Below are 17,957 nucleotides of genomic sequence, written 5' to 3'. Positions count from 1 at the left end.
CCCGTCCCGCAGGTTCCGCTCGAGCCGCAGCCGGTGCAGCCGCCGCCGACCCTTCCGAGTCCATTGCCCGCGCCGCCGACGCAGCAGCAGACCGGCGCGCCCAATCCCAATGCGACGCTGGCCGGCAAGCCGGGCGACCCGTCCGATGTCGACGAGGTCGCGCTCACCGCCCGGCCGGTGCTCACCCTGCCGGGACAATCGAGCTGGGACCAGGGCTTCCAGCGCCTCGCCGAGAGCATCAACCTTCTGCGAGCCGAGGCGACGAAGGCAGGGCTGAAGATCGCCGGGCGGCCGCTGGCGCTGTTCGTCGAAACCGACGACAACGGCTTCAAATTCGAGGCGATGCTGCCGGTCGACCGTGCGCCGGATGCGGCTGCGTCGGGCGGGCTGGCGAGCGGCGTGCGGGCCGGCCTGTCGCCGTCGGGGCGTTCGCTGCGCTTCGTCCATACCGCGCCCTATGACGACATCGATTCGACCTATGAGACGATCACCGCCTATCTTGAGGCCAAGAACATCGTCGTGAAGGACGCTTTCCTCGAGGAGTATGTCGGCGAGCTCAAGGATCCGGGCGACCCGAACCTCGAGATCAACGTCTACGTCCAGCCGAAGTAACGCACGGCCTTGCCGTCATGGTCGGGCCTGTCCCGACCATCCACGTCTTAGTTTCACTGGCCGGATGCGGTGTTCGAGACGTCGATACTCGCCACAGGGGCGAGCATGACGGTCTGCCGGCTTAGACTTCCCAGACCAGCCCGGGCTGCATTGCCCGGAAGCGCTCCGGCGGCAGCCCGGCCTTGTCCAGAGCAACGGTCAGGGCTTCGGCCGGACGGCTGACGCCCTCGTCGGTGAGCTGGAACGTGCCCCAGTGATGGCCGAGCGCCTGCTCCGCGCGCAGGAAGCGCATCACCTCGACCGCCTCTTCAGGATTCATGTGGTTGTCGCCCATGAACCAGCGCGGCTCATAGGCGCCGATCGGCAGCAGCGCGAGGCGGAAGGGCCCGTGCTTTTCCCCGAGCTCGCGATAGAGCGAGCCGTCATGGAAGCCGGTGTCGCCGATATGGAAGAGCTTGCCGGCCGGTGTCTCGATGACGAAGGAGCACCAGAGCGCCATGCGCCGGTCGAAGGCGCCGCGCGCCGACCAGTGATAGCTCGGCACCAAGGTCACGGCGACCTTGTCGGACAGCGTCAGGTGCGTGCCCCAGTCATGGGCTTCGGCCTGGATTGCGGCGTCATGCGCTTTGACGATGCTGTCATTGCCGAGCGGCATGATCATCCGCGGCCGGTCGCGCTGGTGCAGCCGTGCCAGCGTGTCGACATCGAGATGGTCGTAATGGTTGTGGGTCACCAGCACGACGTCGATCTTCGGCAGGTTGGCGAAAGCGATGCCAGGCGCATTCACCCGCTTGGGACCGAAGAAGGAGAAGGGACTCGCGCGCTCCGAATAGACGGGGTCGACCAGGATGTTGAGGCCGGCTGCCTGGAGCAGGAAGGAGGCGTGGCCGAGATGGGCGACGCGCAGGCCTTCGACGCTGGCCGGCGGCACATCCTGCGGCGGCGCCGGGAAGTGTTCCGGGAACTTTTCCTTCTGCCGGTCGCCGGTCTGCCAGCGCAGAAAGTCGAGCAGCCCCTTGGTCACGGGGCGCCCGTCGCTGAAGGTCAGCCCGTTGAAATGGTCGCTGACCGGCCCCTGGTAATAGGGGTTGCGCGAGCGGGCATAGGACGCCCAGGCGACACCGCCGGAGGCGAAAAGCGCGGGGATTCCGAGGAAGCGGAGAAATTTGCGGCGGTTCATGACAGCCGATGTGGGCGGCGATCGGATGGTTTCAAGTCGCAGGCTTGGCGGGAAAGCGGAGGAAACACCTGCGTTCAAGCGTTCTTGATCGCGAAGGCGTGCAGCCAGCGGGTCGGTTCGCCGTCATAGCCGCCGCCGGATTCCGCCGCGATATCGAGGCTGTGCCAGGTCTCGGCGCCATAGGTTGCGCGCAGCCATTCCGCCGAGGGGTAGTTGTAGTAGCGCCCGAAACGATCCCGCCCTTCCGCACCGCCGGCCTTGAAGCTGGCATAGAAGGCACCGCCCGGCCGCAAGGCTGCGTGGACCCTCGCGATGATGGCGGGGAGGGCGGCGCGCGGCACGTGCAGCAGGCAGGCATTGGCCCAGATGCCGTCATAGGCCGCGCTGGCGGCGAGGTCCTCGAAGAGCAGGACCGACACCGACCGACCGAGCCGGAGCGCGGCCTGGGCGGCGAGTTCCGGCGAGCCGTCGGTCGGCGTCACGTCGAAGCCGCGCGCCAGCAGGGCCGCGCTGTCCTGGCCGCCGCCGCAGCCCAGTTCGAGCACCTGCCCACCGGCCGGAAGCAGGCCGGCGAAGCGCTCGATGCGGGCGCGGTCGGCTTGGCGCTCGCGCCCGGCATAGGTCTCGGCTTCTTCGGCGTAGAAGCCGAGCGTCGCGCTGTCACGGGCGGGCATGATGCGCCTCTCAGTGGCTGCCGGAGCGCATCGCGACCGTCGCGATCCCGGCCCCGACCAGCAGGGTGCCGCCGGCCTTGTTGAACAGCCCGATGGCCCGTGGATTGCTGACCACGGAGCGGGCGCGCGAGGCGATCAGCGCGTAGCCGAGCGCGTTGGCGAAGGCGAGGCCGATGAAGGTCGCCTCGAAGATCAGCATCTGCGTCCAGAAATCGGCCTTCGGATCGAGGAATTGCGGCAGGAAGGCGACAAAGAAGGTGATGCCCTTCGGGTTCAGCGCCGTCACCAGCCAGGCATGGCCGAGCATCTTCCACGCCGAAGTCGCATCCTTGCGCGGCTCGGCGTTGAGGCTGCCACCGGCACGGAAGAGCTTGATGCCGAGATAGATGAGATAGGCGGCGCCGATCCATTTCAGGGCGGTGAAGATCGTCGCGGAGGTCGCGAGCAGGGCGCCGACGCCGAGCATGGAGAGGGTCATCGCGGTGAAGTCGCCGAGCGCGACGCCGACCGCCATCGGGAAGGCGGTGCGCCAGCCCTGGCCGAGCGCATAGGAGATCACCAGAAGAATGGTGGGGCCGGGGATGACGAGCAGGACGGCGGTGGCGGCGGCGAAGGCGGCCCAGGTTTCGAAGGTCATGAGGAAAGGCTCCCGTTAAAGACGAGAGCCATCACCAGCCGGGGCGGTTTGTAAAGGGGTGGTTCGGCCGGGCTGACGCAGCGCTCCCAGGCGATGCCGAAAAGTCGAGCCGTCTCGGGAACAGGTCGTTCAGTCTGCGGCGGTCACCCGGTGAAGCGCAATGGACTGGTTTCATGCCCTTGCGTCAGATTGGGGTCGATTTCGAACGAGGCCGCCCATGCCAAAACTGCTCTCGCGCATCCTTCTCGCCGTGATGCTGTGCTTCGCCAGTTCCGTTGCGCAGGCGGAATGGCGCCGGGCCGGGCCGGTCTGGAATCAGGATGATGCGCGCGGCAAGTGCCCTCGTGTCTGCGGCCGCGACGGCTGGGACGGCAATTGGCGCCAGACCGGGCCGGGCTTCGAGGCAGTCTGCAACTGCGTCAGCCGCTGGAGCGGAGGCGGCTACGGGTATGGCTCTGGCGATCGGGGCGTCGATCAGCGCCGCGGCGGCTGGGACAGGCCGCGCGGGCCGCGCACGGTGCAGGTCGACGCGGGGCCGATCTGGCACAATGGCGATGCGCAGAACAAATGCCCCGGCGTCTGCAACAGGGTCGGCCGCTGGAACGGCAACTGGCAGACGATCGGACCGGGGCGTTCGGTCTGCGGCTGCGTCACGCGCTAGCCGCTGGGCTCAGAGCGACGGCCCCCAGCGGAAGGTCGTGGTGCCGCGGCCGCTGGCCGGCACGAGCGGCCCGGCGGAGAGTTCCTGGCGCTTTTCCGGCTCGGCGGCCAGCACGATCGTCCACCACGCGCCGTAGCGGGTCTGCGGATTCTTGGCGAGGGCGATGCCCATGCGCGTCGCCTGCGGCATGACAAGGTTGGCGGCGTGGCCGGAGGATTTCTTCCAGCCTTCGAAGGCTTCCTGCGTCGAGAAATAGCCGGCGCCGAGGTTCTCGGCCGCGCGCACCGTGTCCAGGCCGGCGGCATGGACGCGCGTGTTGAAGGTGCCGGCAGCGTCATGCGAGAGGCTGTCATTTGCCGCCATCGCATCGGCCTGGCGCTGGGCCATGGTGGTCAGCGCCGGGTCGAGCCGAACCGCGCCGAGGCCGCGCTCGGCGCGATGGGCGTTGAGGATGCGGACCGCTTCGGCCGAATCGAGCCTGACGGCGGCGAGGCGTTCCTGCCGCTTTGCATTCGGTGCGGCGGTCTCGCGCTGCTGGGTGGCACAGCCGGCCAGCAACAGGGCGGTCAGAAGGGCTGCGCCCGAACGTGTCATCATGCTCATCGATCTTTGTCCGTCCCGCCGCATGCGGGCAGCGGGACGGCCTAATGCCGGATTCGGGCAAGAATGTCGCTGCTCTTGATAATGTCGCGGCGCTCAGCCGCGTCCGCCGTCGATGACGCGGCAAAGCGCGGCGCGCGTATAGGCTTCCGGCGCGACCTGGCCCTGCTGGACGACGAAGGCGGCATCGACGCGGGTGCCGCCGCCGCTTTTGCGGGCGGTGATGCGCAAGGTCTGCGGGCGGCCGGAGCCGGAGGTCTCCTGCACGGCGAGCACCGAGCTCGTGGCCTTGTCGATGCGGATATCGGCGAAGCCTTCGGCCGAGACCGCAGCGGCGAGGTCCTTGAGCACCGCGGCCGGGGCACGCTTGGCGATGCTGTCCCAGGTCTTGTAGGTCAGGCCGGTCAGCATCGGCGTACCGACCACGGAAAAATTGCCCTCGCAGGACTGGGCCTGCGCCTGGGCGAGGCCGAGCGCCAGCATTGTCGCGGTGGTAGCCAAGAGCTTCATGTCGTCTCCGTCGTGGGTTGAGCAGGGTCGCTTTGGGGGCACAGAAAGACGGCCGCGCGAGGTGTGCTCGCCGGCAGCCGCTGCGCTATTGTGGCGTTTAGCTTGACTTTCGCCGCAATCTTCCGCTTTAAGGCGCCATCCGTTTCGCCGCATCGACGAGACTTCATCCGCCGACCGGGCCGCTCGCATGAGCCCTATGAGCCCGGAGGTCAACGCCCGACAGCGCGTCTGCGCCCTCGGGCGCGAAACCGCTTGGGGGCTGAGGCTGGTTCGGCCGGCATTTGAGGCAGTAAGCAGGAACGCATGTTCGGCACGCTGAGCGACAGACTCTCCGGCATCCTCTCGGGCCTGACCCGCAGGGGTTCGCTGACCGAGGACGACGTCAACGCCGCGCTGCGCGAGGTCCGCCGCGCCTTGCTCGAGGCCGACGTCGCGCTCGAGGTCGTCCGCTCCTTCACCGACAAGGTCCGTGAGCGCGCCGTCGGCGCCGAGGTGCTGAAGTCGGTCACGCCCGGCCAGCAGGTCATCAAGATCGTCAACGACGTCCTGATCGACACGCTCGGCGGCGAGGGCGAAGGCATCACCTTCGACGCGGTGCCGCCGGTGCCGATCCTGATGGTGGGTCTCCAGGGCTCCGGCAAGACGACTTCGACCGCGAAGATCGCCAAGCGCCTGACCGACCGCAACAAGAAGCGCGTCCTGATGGCTTCGCTCGATACGCGGCGCCCGGCCGCGATGGAGCAGCTCGCGGTGCTGGGCCAGCAGGTCGGCGTCGAGACGCTGCCGATCATCGCCGGCCAGAGCGCCGTGCAGATCGCGCGGCGCGCGGTCGAGGCGGCGAAGCTCGGCGGCTACGACGTCGTCATGCTCGACACGGCCGGCCGCGTCACGCTCGACGAGGCGCTGATGGCCGAGGTCGCCGAGGTCAAGGCGGCGACGAATCCTCATGAAGTCCTGCTCGTCGCCGATGCGCTGACCGGCCAGGACGCGGTCAATACCGCCCGCGCCTTCGACGGCCGGGTGGGGCTGACCGGCATCGTGCTGACCCGTATGGACGGCGATGGCCGCGGCGGTGCGGCGCTTTCGATGCGCGCCGTCACCGGCAAGCCGATCAAGCTCGTCGGCACGGGCGAGAAGACCGACGCGCTCGAGGATTTCCATCCCTCGCGCGTCGCCAACCGCATCCTCGGCATGGGCGACATCGTCGGTCTGGTCGAGAAGGCGGCAGCCACCGTCGATGCCGACAAGGCGCAGGAGCTGGCGCAGCGCCTCGCCAAGGGCAATTTCGACCTTAGCGACCTGCGCTCCCAGCTCCAGCAGATGGAGAAGATGGGCGGTCTCGGCGGTCTGATGGGCATGATGCCCGGTATGGCGCAGATGAAGAACCAGCTCGCCAACGCCAAGATGGACGACAAGGTCATCGGCCGGCAGATCGCGATCATCAACTCGATGACGCCGGCCGAGCGCAAGAATCCCGACCTGCTCAAGAACAGCCGCAAGAAGCGCATCGCCGCCGGCTCCGGCACCTCTCCGGAGGCGATCAACAAGCTGCTCAAGATGCACCGTCAAATGGCTGACATGATGAAGCAGATGGCGAAGCAGAAGGGCGGCATGCTCGGCAAGCTCGGCCAGATGTTCGGGCTCGGTGGCGGCATGGGCGGCCTGCCCGGCGGCATGCCCGATCCCTCGAAGATGGACCCGGCGCAGCTCGCCGAGCTCCAGAAGCAGCTCGGTGCCGGCGGGGGACTTCCCTCTCTGCCTCCGGGTGGCTTTCCGGGCCTGCCCAAGGGCGTCACCCCGCCCGCCGGCATGATGCCGAAGTTGCCGGGCCTCGGCGGCGGCCTGCCCGGTCTCGGCAACCCCTTCGGGAAGAAGAAGTGATTCCCGTTCTGGAAACGGAACGGCTGGTTATGCGCGGCTGGAAGGCCGACGATTTCGATGCCATGGCCGCCTTCCTGGCCGATGAGGCGCTGACGCGCTTCGTCGGTGGAGCGAGCGGCCGGGAGGATGCCTGGCGGCGTTTCGCCAGCATGGTCGGGCACTGGATGCTGCGCGGCCATGGCCTCTGGGCGCTCGAGGCGAAGGACGATCGCCGCGTCGTCGGCTGGTGTGGCCTGCTCTCTCCGGAGGGCTGGCCCGAGCCCGAGATCGGCTGGAGCCTTTTCGCGGGCGAGCACGGGCGCGGTTATGCGACCGAGGCAGCCCTGCGTGCCCGTGACTATGCCTATCGTGACTTGGGATGGACGACGCTGATGAGCCTCATCCATTCCGACAATCGACCCTCGATCCGCGTGGCCGAACGTCTCGGCGCCGGGTTCGAGAAACCCTTCGTGATCCGTGGTTCGGAGGTCGGCATCTACCGGCACCCGGCCCCCGAGCCAGCGAAATCGATACCTGCAAACCTGAACTGACTGGAGAAGACCATGTCCCTCAAGATCCGCCTGACCCGTGGCGGCGCCAAGAAGCGCCCCTATTACCGCATCGTCGTCGCCGACGCCCGCTCGCCGCGCGATGGCCGCTTCATCGAGAAAATCGGCGCCTATGACCCGATGAAGGCGAAGGATTCGCCGGAGCGCGTCGTGCTCGACATCGAGAAGGCCCAGGCTTGGCTCGCCAAGGGCGCCCAGCCGACCGACCGCGTCCTGCGCTTCCTCGATGCCGCCGGCATCGCCAAGCGCCCGTCGCGCAACAACCCGAAGAAGGCCGAGCCGGGCGAGAAGGCCAAGGAGCGCGCCGCCGCCAAGGCCGAGAAGGCCGGCGCTTCGGCTGACGCCGAGGCGTGAGCTTCGTGATGTCGATGCAGCTTCCGGGCGAGGCAGCGCTTCGCCTCGGGAGTTTCTTCGCAAGGGATGCCCGGGCTCTGCCCGGGGATGATGCATCGTGACTGCTGACGAACTCGTGCTGCTCGGCATTGTCGGCGCGCCGCATGGCGTGCGCGGCGAGGTCCGGATCAAGGCCTTCACCGGCGATCCGCTGGCGCTCGCCGAGTACGGTCCGCTCACCGACGAGAAGGGGCGGCGCTTCGAGATCGCGGCTTTGCGCCCTGCCAAGGAAGTGGTCGTCGCGCAGATCAAGGGCGTGACCAGCCGCGAGGGCGCCGAGACACTGAATGGCGTCAAGCTCTTCGTCGAGCGCTCCCGCCTGCCCGAGCCCGAGGACGAGGACGAGTTCCTGCAGACCGATCTCGTCGGCTGCTCGGTTATCGGTCCCGATGGAGCGACCCTCGGGACCGTCACCGCCGTCGCCAATTACGGCGCGGGCGACCTGCTCGACATCGAGACGCCGGATGGCCGCTCGGTGCTGATGCCCTTCACCAAGGCCTTCGCGCCGCGGATCGACATCGCCGGAAAGCGGATCGAGACGCTGCCGCCGGCCGGCCTGTTCGAGGACGACGATGCTGCGTAACATGCCGGCCAAGGCCCTGATCTTCGACATGGACGGCACCATAGTCGACAATATGCGCTTCCATGACGATGCCTGGGAGCAGTGGTATGGCGGCCGCGGCCTGCCCTTCGAGCGCGCGACCTTCTCGGCGCAGACCGCGGGCATGGCGATCTCCGACATCATCGGCCCGCATTTCCCCGGCGCCGATGCGGCCGAGCTCGACCGGCTCGCCGAGGAGAAGGAGAGCCTTTACCGCGAGACCTACCGTCCGCATGTCGCGCCCATCAGTGGTCTCGTCGACCTGCTCGTCCGGGCGCGTGACCATGGCGTGCCGATGGCGGTGGGAACCGCTGCGGCACCGGCCAACATCTCGCTGATCCTCGACACGCTCGTCCTGCGCGAGCGCTTTGCGACCATCGTCTCGCCGAGCCAGGGCTATCCCGGCAAACCACATCCCGACATGTTCCTCGTCGCCGCCGAGCGGATGGGCGTCGATCCGGCAGACTGCATCGTCTTCGAGGACGCGCCGAACGGCGTCGAGGCGGCGCGGCGTGCCGGCATGCGCGCGGTCGCGCTCCTGACCATGCTGGACGCCGAGGCCTTCGCCGGCTTCGACAACGTCATCGCCAGCGTGCCGGACTTTTCCGCGCTGGACGGGCTGCCGGCTCTGCGCTTCGCCTGACGTACGAAGGGCCGGTTCGCCTCCGGTCCCGCGGATTTGCCCTGAGGCCGCAACCACGGCTATGGTCCGGCACCGTGAAGCAGGCGCACTGTACCAGCTGCATCGCGTCCCCGCGCCACTGAGCCGAGGGACCAAGACCGGTGGGCATCGGCTAGGCCGAGCGCCCGCTTTTGCCATGTCTTCCAGCCGGTGGCGCTCGCGAGCGCACGGCTTTGCGAGCAGAGCTTCATGACCAACTATTTTGAAAGCCCCTTCAAGGGCATCCCGCTGACGCAACAGGTCCGCCATCCCAACATCGTCGTCGGGCGCTACAGCTATTATTCCGGCTATTATCACGGGCACAGCTTCGACGATTGCGCCCGTTATCTGCTCCCGAACGAAGGTGCCGACCGGCTGATCGTCGGCAGCTTCTGTTCGATCGGTTCGGGCGCCGCTTTCATCATGGCCGGCAATCAGGGCCACCGGAACGAGTGGGCGAGCACCTTCCCGTTCCATTATCTGCCGGATCAGCCGCATTTCGCGGCCGCGCGCGACGGCTACCTGCCGGCGGGCGACACCGTGATCGGCAACGATGTCTGGATCGGCTCCGAAGCGATCATCATGCCGGGCATCACGATCGGCCATGGCGCGGTGATCGGGACGCGGGCGCTGGTGACCCGCGATGTCGAGCCCTACGCCATCGTCGGCGGCAATCCGGCGAAGCTGATCCGCAAGCGCTTCGACGAGGCGAGGATCGCGATGCTGCTGGAAATAGCGTGGTGGGACTGGAGCGATGAGCATCTGCGCGACGCCATGCCCCTGCTGACCAGCGCCGACATCGAGGGGCTGCACGCCCATTGGTGCGCGTGCGTCCGGGAAAAGGGCGCCGCATAGCGCACCCCGGGCATGGCACGGAGCGATGGCTGCGCCGCGCTGATGACGCGGCCGTCGTTTCGTGCCAGCAGAGGGCATGACCTTCCATGCCTCGATCCTGACGCTCTACCCCGACATGTTCCCGGGCCCGCTCGGCGCCTCACTGGCCGGCGAGGGCCTGCGCAGCGGGCTTTGGTCGCTCGACACTCACCAGATCCGCGACCACGGCATCGGCCGGCATCGCAATGTCGACGACAATCCGGCCGGAGGCGGCGCCGGCATGGTGCTGCGCTGCGACGTGCTGGCGGCGGCGATCGATGCCGCGGTCCCTGCCGAGGATCCGCGGCCGCGGCTGCTGATGTCGCCGCGCGGGCGCAGGCTCGACCAGCGCATGGTCCGGGATTTCGTGGCGGGCGAGGGCGTCGTCATCGTCTGCGGGCGTTTCGAGGGCGTCGACGAGCGCGTCATCGAGGGGCGCGGCCTGACCGAGGTCTCGATCGGCGACTACATCCTCTCCGGCGGCGAGATGGCGGCGATGGTGCTGCTCGATGCCTGCGTCCGGCTGATTCCCGGCGTGATGGGCAAGCAGGCTTCCGGGCAGGAGGAGAGCTTCGAGAACGGGCTGCTCGAATACCCGCATTACACCAGGCCGCGCGAATGGGAGGGCAGGGGCCTGCCCGAGGCGCTGCTCTCGGGCGACCATGCCCGCATCGCACGCTGGCGGCGCGAGCAGGCGGAGAAGATCACGCGGGAGCGGCGGCCGGATTTGCTGAAGCCGTAAGCTCAGCTCTCCCGGAGGCGGTCTAGTCGTCCCGGACAAGCCAGCTTTTGGCGGTGCCGATCCGGGACCCATGCCTCAGCTTCTATCGGAGAGGCTCAGGCATGGGTCCCGGGTCTGTGCTTCGCTCCGCCCGGGACGACAGGCGTAGGTCGCCCGGCGCTTCACGGATAAGTCTTCACCGGCAGGTTCTCGCTGAGCCAGCCCTTGTCCCGGGGATTGCCGAGCAGGCCGCCGCGGACGTCGACGACATCGCGCCAGCCGCGGCCCGCGAGCTTGCGTTGCAGGCTGGACGAGCGGTTTCCGGTCCGGCAGATCAGCGCGATCGTCTTGCCGGGATTGTCGAGCTTCACGCCGGCGAGGCGGGCCTCGAAGCCGCTGCCTTCCATGTCGAGCCTGATCGCGCCCTCGGGCACGCCGGTATCGGCCCATTCCTCGGGGGTGCGGATGTCGACGAGGACGAGGCGGCCAGCCTTCGCGGCCTCATGCGCCTCGCGCACCGAGAGCGAGGGATCGGGCGCCTGGGCACGGCCGTGGGCCGGCAGAAGGAGCATGGCAGCGACGGCGAGTAAGGCGCGGCGTTTCATGCCGGAGCGTTAGCGAATGCGCGTCGTGCCGGCAATTCACGATGCCCGGAAGCGGCGCGCAACGACTGCGGCGCTCAGCCGCGCGTCGGGCGAAACCCGGTCCGATCCGCCTCGGTAATCTCGCGCAGCACCCTGCAGGGGACACCCGCCGCGATCACGCCGGCCGGAATGTCGCGCGTCACGACGCTGCCGGCACCGACGATGCTGTCGTCGCCTATGCTGACGCCCTGGTTGATCTGGACGCCGCCGCCGACCCAGACTCGGTTGCCGATGGTGACGGGCCTTGCATAGCAGCCGCCGGCGATCCGCTCGGCAGGGTCGATCGCATGGTTGGCGGTATAGATGCCGACACGGGGGCCGAGCAGGACGTTGTCGCCGATGGTGATCTCGGCGCCGTCCAGCATGACGCAGTCGAAATTGGCGTAGAAGCTGCGGCCGATCGAGATGTTGAAGCCGAACTCGCAGCGGAAATTCGGCTCGAACAGCGCGCCCTCGCCGACCTCGCGCAGGAAGGCGCGCAGCAGCGCCTCGCGTTCCGCAGCCGGCTGGCCAAAGCTGCGATTATAGGCGTCGGTCAGGCCGACAGCGCGGGCCCGCGCCGCGATCAGCTCGGGCGAAAGGTCGTCATACATGCGCCCGGACAGCATCAGGGCGCGCAGTTCTTCGAGATTCATCGCGGAATGAGACGAGGCCGGCGCCTGGAGCGCCGGCCTCGACCCTCAATGTCAGCGCAGCTCGGCGCAGAAGCGCTGGATGCGGCGGCAAGCCTCTTCCAGCGTCTCGTCGGCGGTGGCGTAGGAGATACGGAAGTTCGGGCCGAGACCGAAGGAGGAGCCGTGCACGGCGGCGACGGATTCGGTCTCGAGCAGGCCGAGCACCAGGTCCTCGTCGGTCTCGATCTTCTTGCCGTTCGGCATGGTCTTGCCGATCAGTTCCGAGCAGTCCGGATAGACGTAGAAGGCGCCTTCCGGCGTCGGGCACTTCAGGCCGCGGGTCTGGTTCAGCATCGAGACGACGAGGTCGCGACGGCGCTCGAACGCCTTCTTGAACACCGGCAGATGGTCCTGCGTGCCATTCAGCGCCTCAACGGCGGCCCATTGCGAGATCGCCGAGGTGCCCGAGGTCTGCTGGCCCTGCACGGTGTCCATCGCGGTGATCAGCTGCTGCGGGCCGGCCGCGTAGCCGATGCGCCAGCCGGTCATCGCATAGGACTTCGAGACGCCGTTCATGGTGAGCGTGCGCTCGTACAGGCCGGGCTCGACCTGGGCCGGGGTGACGAACTGGAACTCGCCATAGACCAGATGCTCGTACATGTCGTCCGAGAGGATCCAGACATGCGGATGCCGCATCAGCACGTCGGTGAGCTTCTTCATCTCGTCATGGGTATAGGCCGCGCCCGAGGGGTTCGAGGGCGAGTTCATGATCACCCATTTGGTCTTCGGCGTGATGGCGCGCTCGAGCTCTTCCGGCTGGAGCTTAAAGTTGTCCTCGATGCGGGTGTTGGCGAAGGTCGCCTTGCCGCCGCAGAGCTGGACCATGTCGGGATAGCTGACCCAGTAGGGCGCGACGCAGATCACCTCGTCGCCGGGGTTCAGCGTGGCGAGCAGCGCGTTGTAGATGACGTGCTTGCCGCCGGTCGAGACGATGGTCTGGCCGGGCTTGTAGTCGAGCCCGTTCTCGCGCTTGAACTTGGCGGCGACGGCCTCGCGCAGCTGTGGGATGCCGGCGACCGGCGTGTACTTCGTCTCGCCGCGGCGGATGGCGGCGATCGCCGCCTCCTTGATATTGTCCGGCGTGTCGAAATCGGGCTCGCCGACGGAGAGCGAGATCACGTCTTTGCCCTGCGCTTTCAGGTCGCGCGCCTTCTGCGTGATGGCGATGGTCGCAGACGGCTTCACGCGCTTCAGGGCGTCGGCAAGGAAAGCCATGATCCATATCTCCGGGAGCTTGCAGGGCGCGCCTTCAGGCGCGGGCGTGGTTTAGGACCCAAGCGCCGGTACCGCAAGCGCAACTCCTTGATATCGGCCAGAAGCAACGCGAATGACCGATCGCGTCCCGCCGGGTGGCGCGTATCAGCCGGCCTCCGCCAGGCGCTGGCGTCGGCGCCGCACCGTCGAGACGGCGACGGCGTTCCAGCGCGGGCGGCCATAGCAGGGGAAGCCGCGGCGGTTGAGCCGACGGGCGATATCGGCGGGATCATGGATGCCGGCTTCGACGAGCTGGTCGATCAGCGCGCCCGCGGCCTCCAGGAAGATTTCGAGCAGCGCGCGCTCCAAAGCGCGCGCTGCCCGCTCGGCATGACGGGGATGGGTCAGTGGATGCCTGTGCCGAAGGAGGGTTCGACCGGGGCGGGCGAGAGCAGCACGGCATTGGCATGCCCGCCCTCGTAGAGCGCGAAGCGCATCGCCTCCTTCTGGTCGCGGAAGATGCCTTCGCTGCGGCCTTCGAGATCGCGCGCCACCCAGAAGCCGCGCTTCGACTGGCCGACGAGAAAGAGGTGGCTTTCGGCGCCGAGCGGCAGCGGAGATTTGGAACGGGGCATGGCGGGTCTCAATTCGGCAAAGCGAGCCAGGCGCGCAGGCCGATGAAGCCGGCCGCGGCGAGCGCGAAGACCGCGAGCGCGACCATCTCGGCGCAGAGGATGCCGACCATCGGGCGCTTATGGGCGAGGCTGGCGTAGACGGCGTGGGCGCGCCGCTGCTGGGAATTGCGTTTGAGGGCAGTTTCAGTCGACATTTCGACCTCCGTTGAGGTCCTTGGATGTATGTCCGACGCCGATAAGGCCGCCATGCGGAAGGTGCGGCCGGGCATAAGGCCGGCATAAGGACCGGCTTGCATGCGCGCTTAGTCCCTGCGATGGCCCTCTCCATGGACGAGAGCCCCAAGACCATTGCGATCTATGTCGATGCCGACGCCTGCCCGGTGAAGCCGGAGATCTACCGTGTCGCCGAGCGGCACAGGTTGAAGGTCTTCGTCGTCGCCAACAGCTTCATGCAGGTGCCGCGCGAGCCCTGGATCGAGCGCGTCATCGTCTCCGACGGCTTCGATGCGGCCGATAACTGGATCGCCGAGCGGGTCTCGCGCGGCGCGATCGTGATCACCGCCGACATCCCATTGGCTGACCGTTGCCTCAAGGCCGGCGCCGACGTGATCGGCCCGACCGGCAAGCCCTTCACCGAGGCCTCGATCGGCATGGCGCTGGCGACACGCGACATGATGGAGGATCTGCGCGCGATGGGGGCGGCGAGCGGCGGGCCGAAACCGTTCTCGCCGAAGGACCGCTCGGCCTTCCTGCAGGCGCTCGACCTTGCGATCCAGCGCCTGAAGCGGGCGGGGTTCGCAGCCTAGATATCCCCGAAATCGCCGCCGCGGCCCTTGCCGGCGGCGAAGCGGCCCGCGCCTGCCGCCCCCTCCGTCGCGATGGTCTGGACGCCGCCTTCCCATTCGCGGGCCAGAGCCTCGCGCACGGGCAGGCCATGGCCGGCGATCGCGTTTTTGCGGTCGGCCAGCATTGCCCCTTGCGGAAAGCGCGCGATCTGCTGCGCCATCGCCTCGGCGGCGGCTCGGGTCTGGCCACGGCCGACGACCTGCTCGCAAAGTCCGATGCGAAGCGCCTCCTGCGCCTCGACCTTGCGGCCGGTCATGATGATCTCCAGGGCCCGGCCCTGGCCGACGAGGCGCGGCAGGCGCACCGTGCCGCCATCGATCAGCGGGATGCCCCAGCGCCGGCAATAGACGCCGAAATAGGCGTCATGCGCCATGATGCGGACGTCGCACCAGAGCGCGAGTTCCATGCCGCCGGCCACGGCCGGCCCCTCGACGGCGGCGATCAGCGGCTTGTTCATCTCTAGCCGCGACGGGCCCATCGGTCCGCACGGCGCGGGGGCGTCGCCCTCGGGAAAGGCGAGGCCGTCGACGATCTCGCTCCGGAAGCGCCCGGCATCGGTGAAGGCCTGGGCATATTTCAGGTCCCAGCCGGCGCAGAAGGCGCCGCCTTCGCCCCAGAAGACGATCGCCGCCGTCGCCGGGTCGGCATCGAGTTCCTGGAAGGCTTCCGTCAACGCGACGGCGCTGTCCGGGTCCATGGCGTTGCGCGCTTCGGGGCGGCTATGGATCACGGTCGCAACCTTGCCCTGGCGTTCGATGCGGACGGTCATGCGGCATTCCTCCCTGGAGTCCGTTCCGATCAGATCGATCCAGTCTGATCGGACCCGGCTCTTACTTCTTTGGTCGCAGGCTACAGGCAGCAGTGCCGCGCCCGCCAGTGCTGGACGCATCGGCGCTTTGCCCGTAATCCTCGGCCCAACGCCCGTGGCTTCATCGGGCTTCCGGGAGGAATTTGATGACGCTTACCCGCCGTTCCACGCTCGGCCTCGTCGCCGGCGCCGTCTTCGCTCCGGCCATTGCCCGGGCGCAGAGCTTCCCGTCCAAGCCGATCACCCTGGTCGTTCCCTATCCGGCCGGCGGGCCGACCGATGCGATCGCGCGTTTCGTGGCGCAGGAAATGTCGACGACGATCGGTCAGAGCGTCGTGGTCGACAACCGTGCCGGTGCCTCGGGCGCGGTCGGCACGCGCGCCGTCGCCAAGGCCGATCCGGACGGCCACACCTTCATCTTCGGCAACAATCAGACGCATGGGAACAACATGTTCCTGCTGAAGGAGCCGGGCTATGACGCGGTCAAGGACTTCGCGCCGGTCGCCGGCGTCGGCGCCTTCGAGCATGCCTTCGTCGTGCGCAACGACCTGCCGGCCAAGAACATCGCCGAGCTGATCGCGCTCGCCAAGGCCGAGCCGGACAAGCTGAACTACGGCTCGACCGGCGTCGGCTCCGGCTCGCATCTCGCCATGGAGCTGTTCATGCAGCGCACTGGCATCAGGATGACGCATGTGCCATTCCGCGGCGCGGCGCCGCTGGTGCAGGAGATCATCGGCGGGCGCATCGACATCGCCAATTCGACGCTGCCTTCGGTGCTCGAGCAGATCAATGCCGGCACCCTGCGGGCGCTCGCTCTCGCCTCGCCGGAGCGCAACCCGCGTGCCAAGGACATCCCGACCCTGCGCGAGCAGGGCGTCAGCAATGCCGACGCCGATAGCTGGGCAGCCTTCTTCGCGCCGGCGGCGACCCCGGCGCCGGTGCTGGAGAAGCTGTCGCAGTCTGTGATGGCGGCGATCGCCAAGCCCGAGATCACCGAGAAGATCCTGAAGCTCGGCTTCACGCTGAAGGTGCGCGACCCCGCCGCCTTCAAGCCCTACCATCTCCAGGAAATCGCGACCTGGGAGAAGATCATCAAGGAAGCCGGCGTGAAGCCGGAGTGATCTAGTTTCAGGCTTTGATACCCGCAGCCCTCATCCTGAGGAGCGATCGCAGATCGCGTCTCGAAGGATGCTTCCAGCGTGCTCTGCAACATCCTTGGAGACGCCGCTGCGCGGCTCCTCAGGATGAGGGCTGCGGTTCTTTCGGGAGGACTGCATGAACCTGATGCCCAAGCTCGCCGCCCGCGCCGAGGCCGGCCGCCCTGTTCGCTGTGCCCTGATCGGGGCCGGTAAGTTCGGCTCGATGTTCCTGGCCCAGGTGCCGCATATCGACGGACTAGAGGTCGCGGTGATCGCCGACCTCGATCCCGAGCGGGCGCGTAACGCCTGCCGCACGGTCGGCTGGGACGAGGCCCGCCTGGGGCAGACGCGCTTCGTCGCGGACGGGCTCGAAGCGGCGCAGGCGGATGGCGTCGAGGTGGTGATCGAGGCGACCGGGCATCCGGCCGCCGGAGCACGCCACGCGCTCGCGGCCATCGCGGCCGGGCGCCATGTCGTGATGGTCAATGTCGAGGCCGACGTGCTGGTCGGCCCGGTACTGGCGGCGAAGGCCAGGGCAGCCGGCGTGGTCTATTCGATGGCTTATGGCGACCAGCCGGCGCTGGTTTGCGAGATGGTCGACTGGGCGCGGGCGGCCGGTTTTACCGTCGCCGCCGCCGGCAAGGGCACGAAGTACCTGCCGGCCTATCACCAGGTCACGCCGGACGGGGTCTGGGGGCACTACGGGCTGACGCCGGAGGCGGCCAAGGCCGCCGGCATGAACCCGCAAATGTTCAACTCCTTCCTCGACGGCACCAAGTCGGCGATCGAGATGGCGGCGATCGCCAATGCCTGCGGGCTCGACGTGCCGGAGAACGGGCTTTCCTTCCCGCCCTGCGGCGTCGACGATCTCGCCCATGTGCTGCGGCCGAAGGCGGTCGGCGGCCAGCTCGAGCGCGACGGCATGGTCGAGGTGGTGTCCTCGCTGGAGCGCGATGGGCGCCCGGTCTTCCGCGACCTGCGCTGGGGCGTCTATGTCGTGCTGAAGGCGCCGAACGCCTATGCCGCCGCCTGCTTCAAGCAATACGGACTGCCGACTGATTCCGGCGGCCTTTACGCGGCGATGTACAAGCCCTTCCATTTGATCGGGCTCGAACTCTCGATCTCGGTGCTGAATGCCGCGCTGCGCGGCGAGGCGACCGGCGCGACGCGCGGCTGGCGCGGCGACGCGGTCGCGACAGCCAAGCGCGCGCTCAAGGCCGGCGAGACGCTGGACGGTGAGGGCGGCTACACCGTCTACGGCAAGCTGATGTCGGCCGCCGCGAGTCGCGCCGCCGGCGCCCTGCCGATCGGGCTTGCCCACCACGTCAAACTGAAGCGCGACGTTGCGGCGGGGGCCGTGGTGACGGCGGACGACGTCGTGCTCGACGAAGCCTCGCAGATCGTCGCGCTGCGCCGGGAACTCGCGACGCTGTCCTGACGTGGCGTTCCGATAGGGCAGACTTTA

At 68.1% G+C, this 17,957-nt stretch carries 24 protein-coding genes; 12 read left to right on the top strand and 12 right to left on the bottom strand.

Features of this window, described 5'->3' with window-relative positions:
• Positions 1 to 612 (top strand): GyrI-like domain-containing protein (locus RKE40_RS08790; protein WP_316017855.1); only part of this gene is annotated, 612 nt, incomplete at its 5' end.
• Between the two features lie 121 nt (positions 613 to 733).
• Here the strand turns inward: RKE40_RS08790 and RKE40_RS08785 are convergent.
• From RKE40_RS08785 to RKE40_RS08775, 3 genes are all read right to left on the bottom strand, one after another.
• The gene (locus RKE40_RS08785; RefSeq protein ID WP_316017854.1) at positions 734 to 1,792 is read right to left on the bottom strand and encodes an MBL fold metallo-hydrolase; all 1,059 of its coding nucleotides are present in this window, start codon (positions 1,790 to 1,792) and stop codon (positions 734 to 736) included.
• 74 nt (positions 1,793 to 1,866) lie between these two features.
• Positions 1,867 to 2,466, bottom strand: coding sequence for a class I SAM-dependent methyltransferase (locus RKE40_RS08780; RefSeq protein WP_316017853.1), 600 nt, complete (start codon positions 2,464 to 2,466; stop codon positions 1,867 to 1,869).
• 10 nt (positions 2,467 to 2,476) lie between these two features.
• Positions 2,477 to 3,103 (bottom strand): LysE family translocator, encoded by a 627-nt coding sequence (locus tag RKE40_RS08775; protein WP_316017852.1) that lies wholly within the window; start codon positions 3,101 to 3,103, stop codon positions 2,477 to 2,479.
• A 217-nt stretch (positions 3,104 to 3,320) separates the two neighbouring features.
• Here RKE40_RS08775 and RKE40_RS08770 point away from each other — a divergent pair, with 217 nt between their 5' ends.
• Entirely contained in the window at positions 3,321 to 3,764 is a 444-nt protein-coding gene (locus RKE40_RS08770; RefSeq protein ID WP_316017851.1) for a mannan-binding protein, read from the top strand.
• Between the two features lie 9 nt (positions 3,765 to 3,773).
• Here RKE40_RS08770 and RKE40_RS08765 read toward each other — a convergent pair whose 3' ends face one another.
• On the bottom strand, positions 3,774 to 4,367 hold the full coding sequence (locus tag RKE40_RS08765) for a CAP domain-containing protein (protein ID WP_316017850.1): 594 nt from the start codon (positions 4,365 to 4,367) through the stop codon (positions 3,774 to 3,776).
• Between the two features lie 93 nt (positions 4,368 to 4,460).
• Positions 4,461 to 4,874, bottom strand: coding sequence for a hypothetical protein (locus RKE40_RS08760; protein WP_066471298.1), 414 nt, complete (start codon positions 4,872 to 4,874; stop codon positions 4,461 to 4,463).
• Positions 4,875 to 5,177: 303 nt separating this feature from the next.
• On the opposite strand from RKE40_RS08760, the gene ffh reads away from it, so the two are divergent.
• The 7 genes from ffh to trmD all read left to right on the top strand — a co-directional run bounded on the left by ffh (position 5,178) and on the right by trmD (position 10,573).
• Positions 5,178 to 6,755 carry a signal recognition particle protein gene (gene ffh / locus RKE40_RS08755; protein WP_316017849.1) on the top strand — a complete coding sequence of 526 codons (1,578 nt, stop codon included), beginning with the start codon at positions 5,178 to 5,180 and terminating at the stop codon, positions 6,753 to 6,755.
• A complete protein-coding gene (locus tag RKE40_RS08750; RefSeq protein WP_316017848.1) occupies positions 6,752 to 7,285 on the top strand; it encodes a GNAT family N-acetyltransferase in 534 nt (177 codons plus the stop codon). The genes ffh and RKE40_RS08750 overlap by 4 nt, the downstream gene beginning before the upstream one ends.
• A 12-nt stretch (positions 7,286 to 7,297) precedes the next feature.
• Positions 7,298 to 7,657 carry a 30S ribosomal protein S16 gene (gene rpsP, locus RKE40_RS08745; RefSeq protein ID WP_316017847.1) on the top strand — a complete coding sequence of 120 codons (360 nt, stop codon included), beginning with the start codon at positions 7,298 to 7,300 and terminating at the stop codon, positions 7,655 to 7,657.
• A 97-nt stretch (positions 7,658 to 7,754) separates the two neighbouring features.
• Positions 7,755 to 8,279, top strand: a complete 525-nt coding sequence (rimM, locus tag RKE40_RS08740) for a ribosome maturation factor RimM (RefSeq protein WP_316017846.1) — start codon at positions 7,755 to 7,757, stop codon at positions 8,277 to 8,279.
• The gene (locus RKE40_RS08735; RefSeq protein WP_316017845.1) at positions 8,269 to 8,940 is read left to right on the top strand and encodes an HAD family hydrolase; all 672 of its coding nucleotides are present in this window, start codon (positions 8,269 to 8,271) and stop codon (positions 8,938 to 8,940) included. The genes rimM and RKE40_RS08735 overlap by 11 nt, the downstream gene beginning before the upstream one ends.
• Before the next feature lie 228 nt (positions 8,941 to 9,168).
• Complete coding sequence (gene catB, locus RKE40_RS08730; RefSeq protein ID WP_316017844.1) at positions 9,169 to 9,813, top strand: type B chloramphenicol O-acetyltransferase; 645 nt, start codon at positions 9,169 to 9,171, stop codon at positions 9,811 to 9,813.
• A 76-nt stretch (positions 9,814 to 9,889) separates the two neighbouring features.
• Positions 9,890 to 10,573 (top strand): tRNA (guanosine(37)-N1)-methyltransferase TrmD, encoded by a 684-nt coding sequence (gene trmD, locus RKE40_RS08725; RefSeq protein ID WP_316017843.1) that lies wholly within the window; start codon positions 9,890 to 9,892, stop codon positions 10,571 to 10,573.
• 161 nt (positions 10,574 to 10,734) lie between these two features.
• Here trmD and RKE40_RS08720 read toward each other — a convergent pair whose 3' ends face one another.
• From RKE40_RS08720 to RKE40_RS08695, 6 genes are all read right to left on the bottom strand, one after another.
• Positions 10,735 to 11,157: a rhodanese-like domain-containing protein gene (locus RKE40_RS08720; protein WP_316017842.1), complete on the bottom strand. Its 423-nt coding sequence runs from the start codon at positions 11,155 to 11,157 to the stop codon at positions 10,735 to 10,737.
• A gap of 74 nt (positions 11,158 to 11,231) precedes the next feature.
• Positions 11,232 to 11,831, bottom strand: a complete 600-nt coding sequence (locus RKE40_RS08715; protein ID WP_316017841.1) for a sugar O-acetyltransferase — start codon at positions 11,829 to 11,831, stop codon at positions 11,232 to 11,234.
• A 51-nt stretch (positions 11,832 to 11,882) separates the two neighbouring features.
• Entirely contained in the window at positions 11,883 to 13,085 is a 1,203-nt protein-coding gene (locus RKE40_RS08710; RefSeq protein WP_316017840.1) for a pyridoxal phosphate-dependent aminotransferase, read from the bottom strand.
• Between the two features lie 144 nt (positions 13,086 to 13,229).
• Positions 13,230 to 13,433 (bottom strand): hypothetical protein, encoded by a 204-nt coding sequence (locus RKE40_RS08705; RefSeq protein ID WP_316017839.1) that lies wholly within the window; start codon positions 13,431 to 13,433, stop codon positions 13,230 to 13,232.
• Positions 13,434 to 13,468: 35 nt separating this feature from the next.
• Entirely contained in the window at positions 13,469 to 13,699 is a 231-nt protein-coding gene (locus RKE40_RS08700; RefSeq protein ID WP_316017838.1) for an RAG2 PHD domain containing protein, read from the bottom strand.
• A gap of 8 nt (positions 13,700 to 13,707) precedes the next feature.
• Entirely contained in the window at positions 13,708 to 13,893 is a 186-nt protein-coding gene (locus RKE40_RS08695) for a hypothetical protein (RefSeq protein ID WP_316017837.1), read from the bottom strand.
• A gap of 132 nt (positions 13,894 to 14,025) precedes the next feature.
• Here RKE40_RS08695 and RKE40_RS08690 point away from each other — a divergent pair, with 132 nt between their 5' ends.
• Positions 14,026 to 14,505 carry a YaiI/YqxD family protein gene (locus tag RKE40_RS08690; RefSeq protein ID WP_316017836.1) on the top strand — a complete coding sequence of 160 codons (480 nt, stop codon included), beginning with the start codon at positions 14,026 to 14,028 and terminating at the stop codon, positions 14,503 to 14,505.
• Here the strand turns inward: RKE40_RS08690 and RKE40_RS08685 are convergent.
• Entirely contained in the window at positions 14,502 to 15,314 is an 813-nt protein-coding gene (locus RKE40_RS08685; protein WP_316017835.1) for a crotonase/enoyl-CoA hydratase family protein, read from the bottom strand. The genes RKE40_RS08690 and RKE40_RS08685 overlap by 4 nt on opposite strands.
• Before the next feature lie 185 nt (positions 15,315 to 15,499).
• Between RKE40_RS08685 and RKE40_RS08680 the strand changes: the two genes are divergently transcribed.
• Both RKE40_RS08680 and RKE40_RS08675 read left to right on the top strand, forming a co-directional pair.
• Positions 15,500 to 16,474: a Bug family tripartite tricarboxylate transporter substrate binding protein gene (locus tag RKE40_RS08680; RefSeq protein ID WP_316017834.1), complete on the top strand. Its 975-nt coding sequence runs from the start codon at positions 15,500 to 15,502 to the stop codon at positions 16,472 to 16,474.
• Positions 16,475 to 16,628: 154 nt separating this feature from the next.
• Positions 16,629 to 17,930, top strand: a complete 1,302-nt coding sequence (locus RKE40_RS08675; protein WP_316017833.1) for an NAD(P)H-dependent oxidoreductase — start codon at positions 16,629 to 16,631, stop codon at positions 17,928 to 17,930.
• The last annotated feature ends 27 nt before the right edge of the window (positions 17,931 to 17,957 follow it).

Source organism: Allobosea rubneri (assembly GCF_032464875.1).
In the GTDB taxonomy this organism is placed as follows: domain Bacteria; phylum Pseudomonadota; class Alphaproteobacteria; order Rhizobiales; family Beijerinckiaceae; genus Allobosea; species Allobosea rubneri.
The sequence above is the reverse complement of the archived record's forward strand: the minus strand, read 5'-3'. Positions and strand labels throughout refer to the sequence as shown.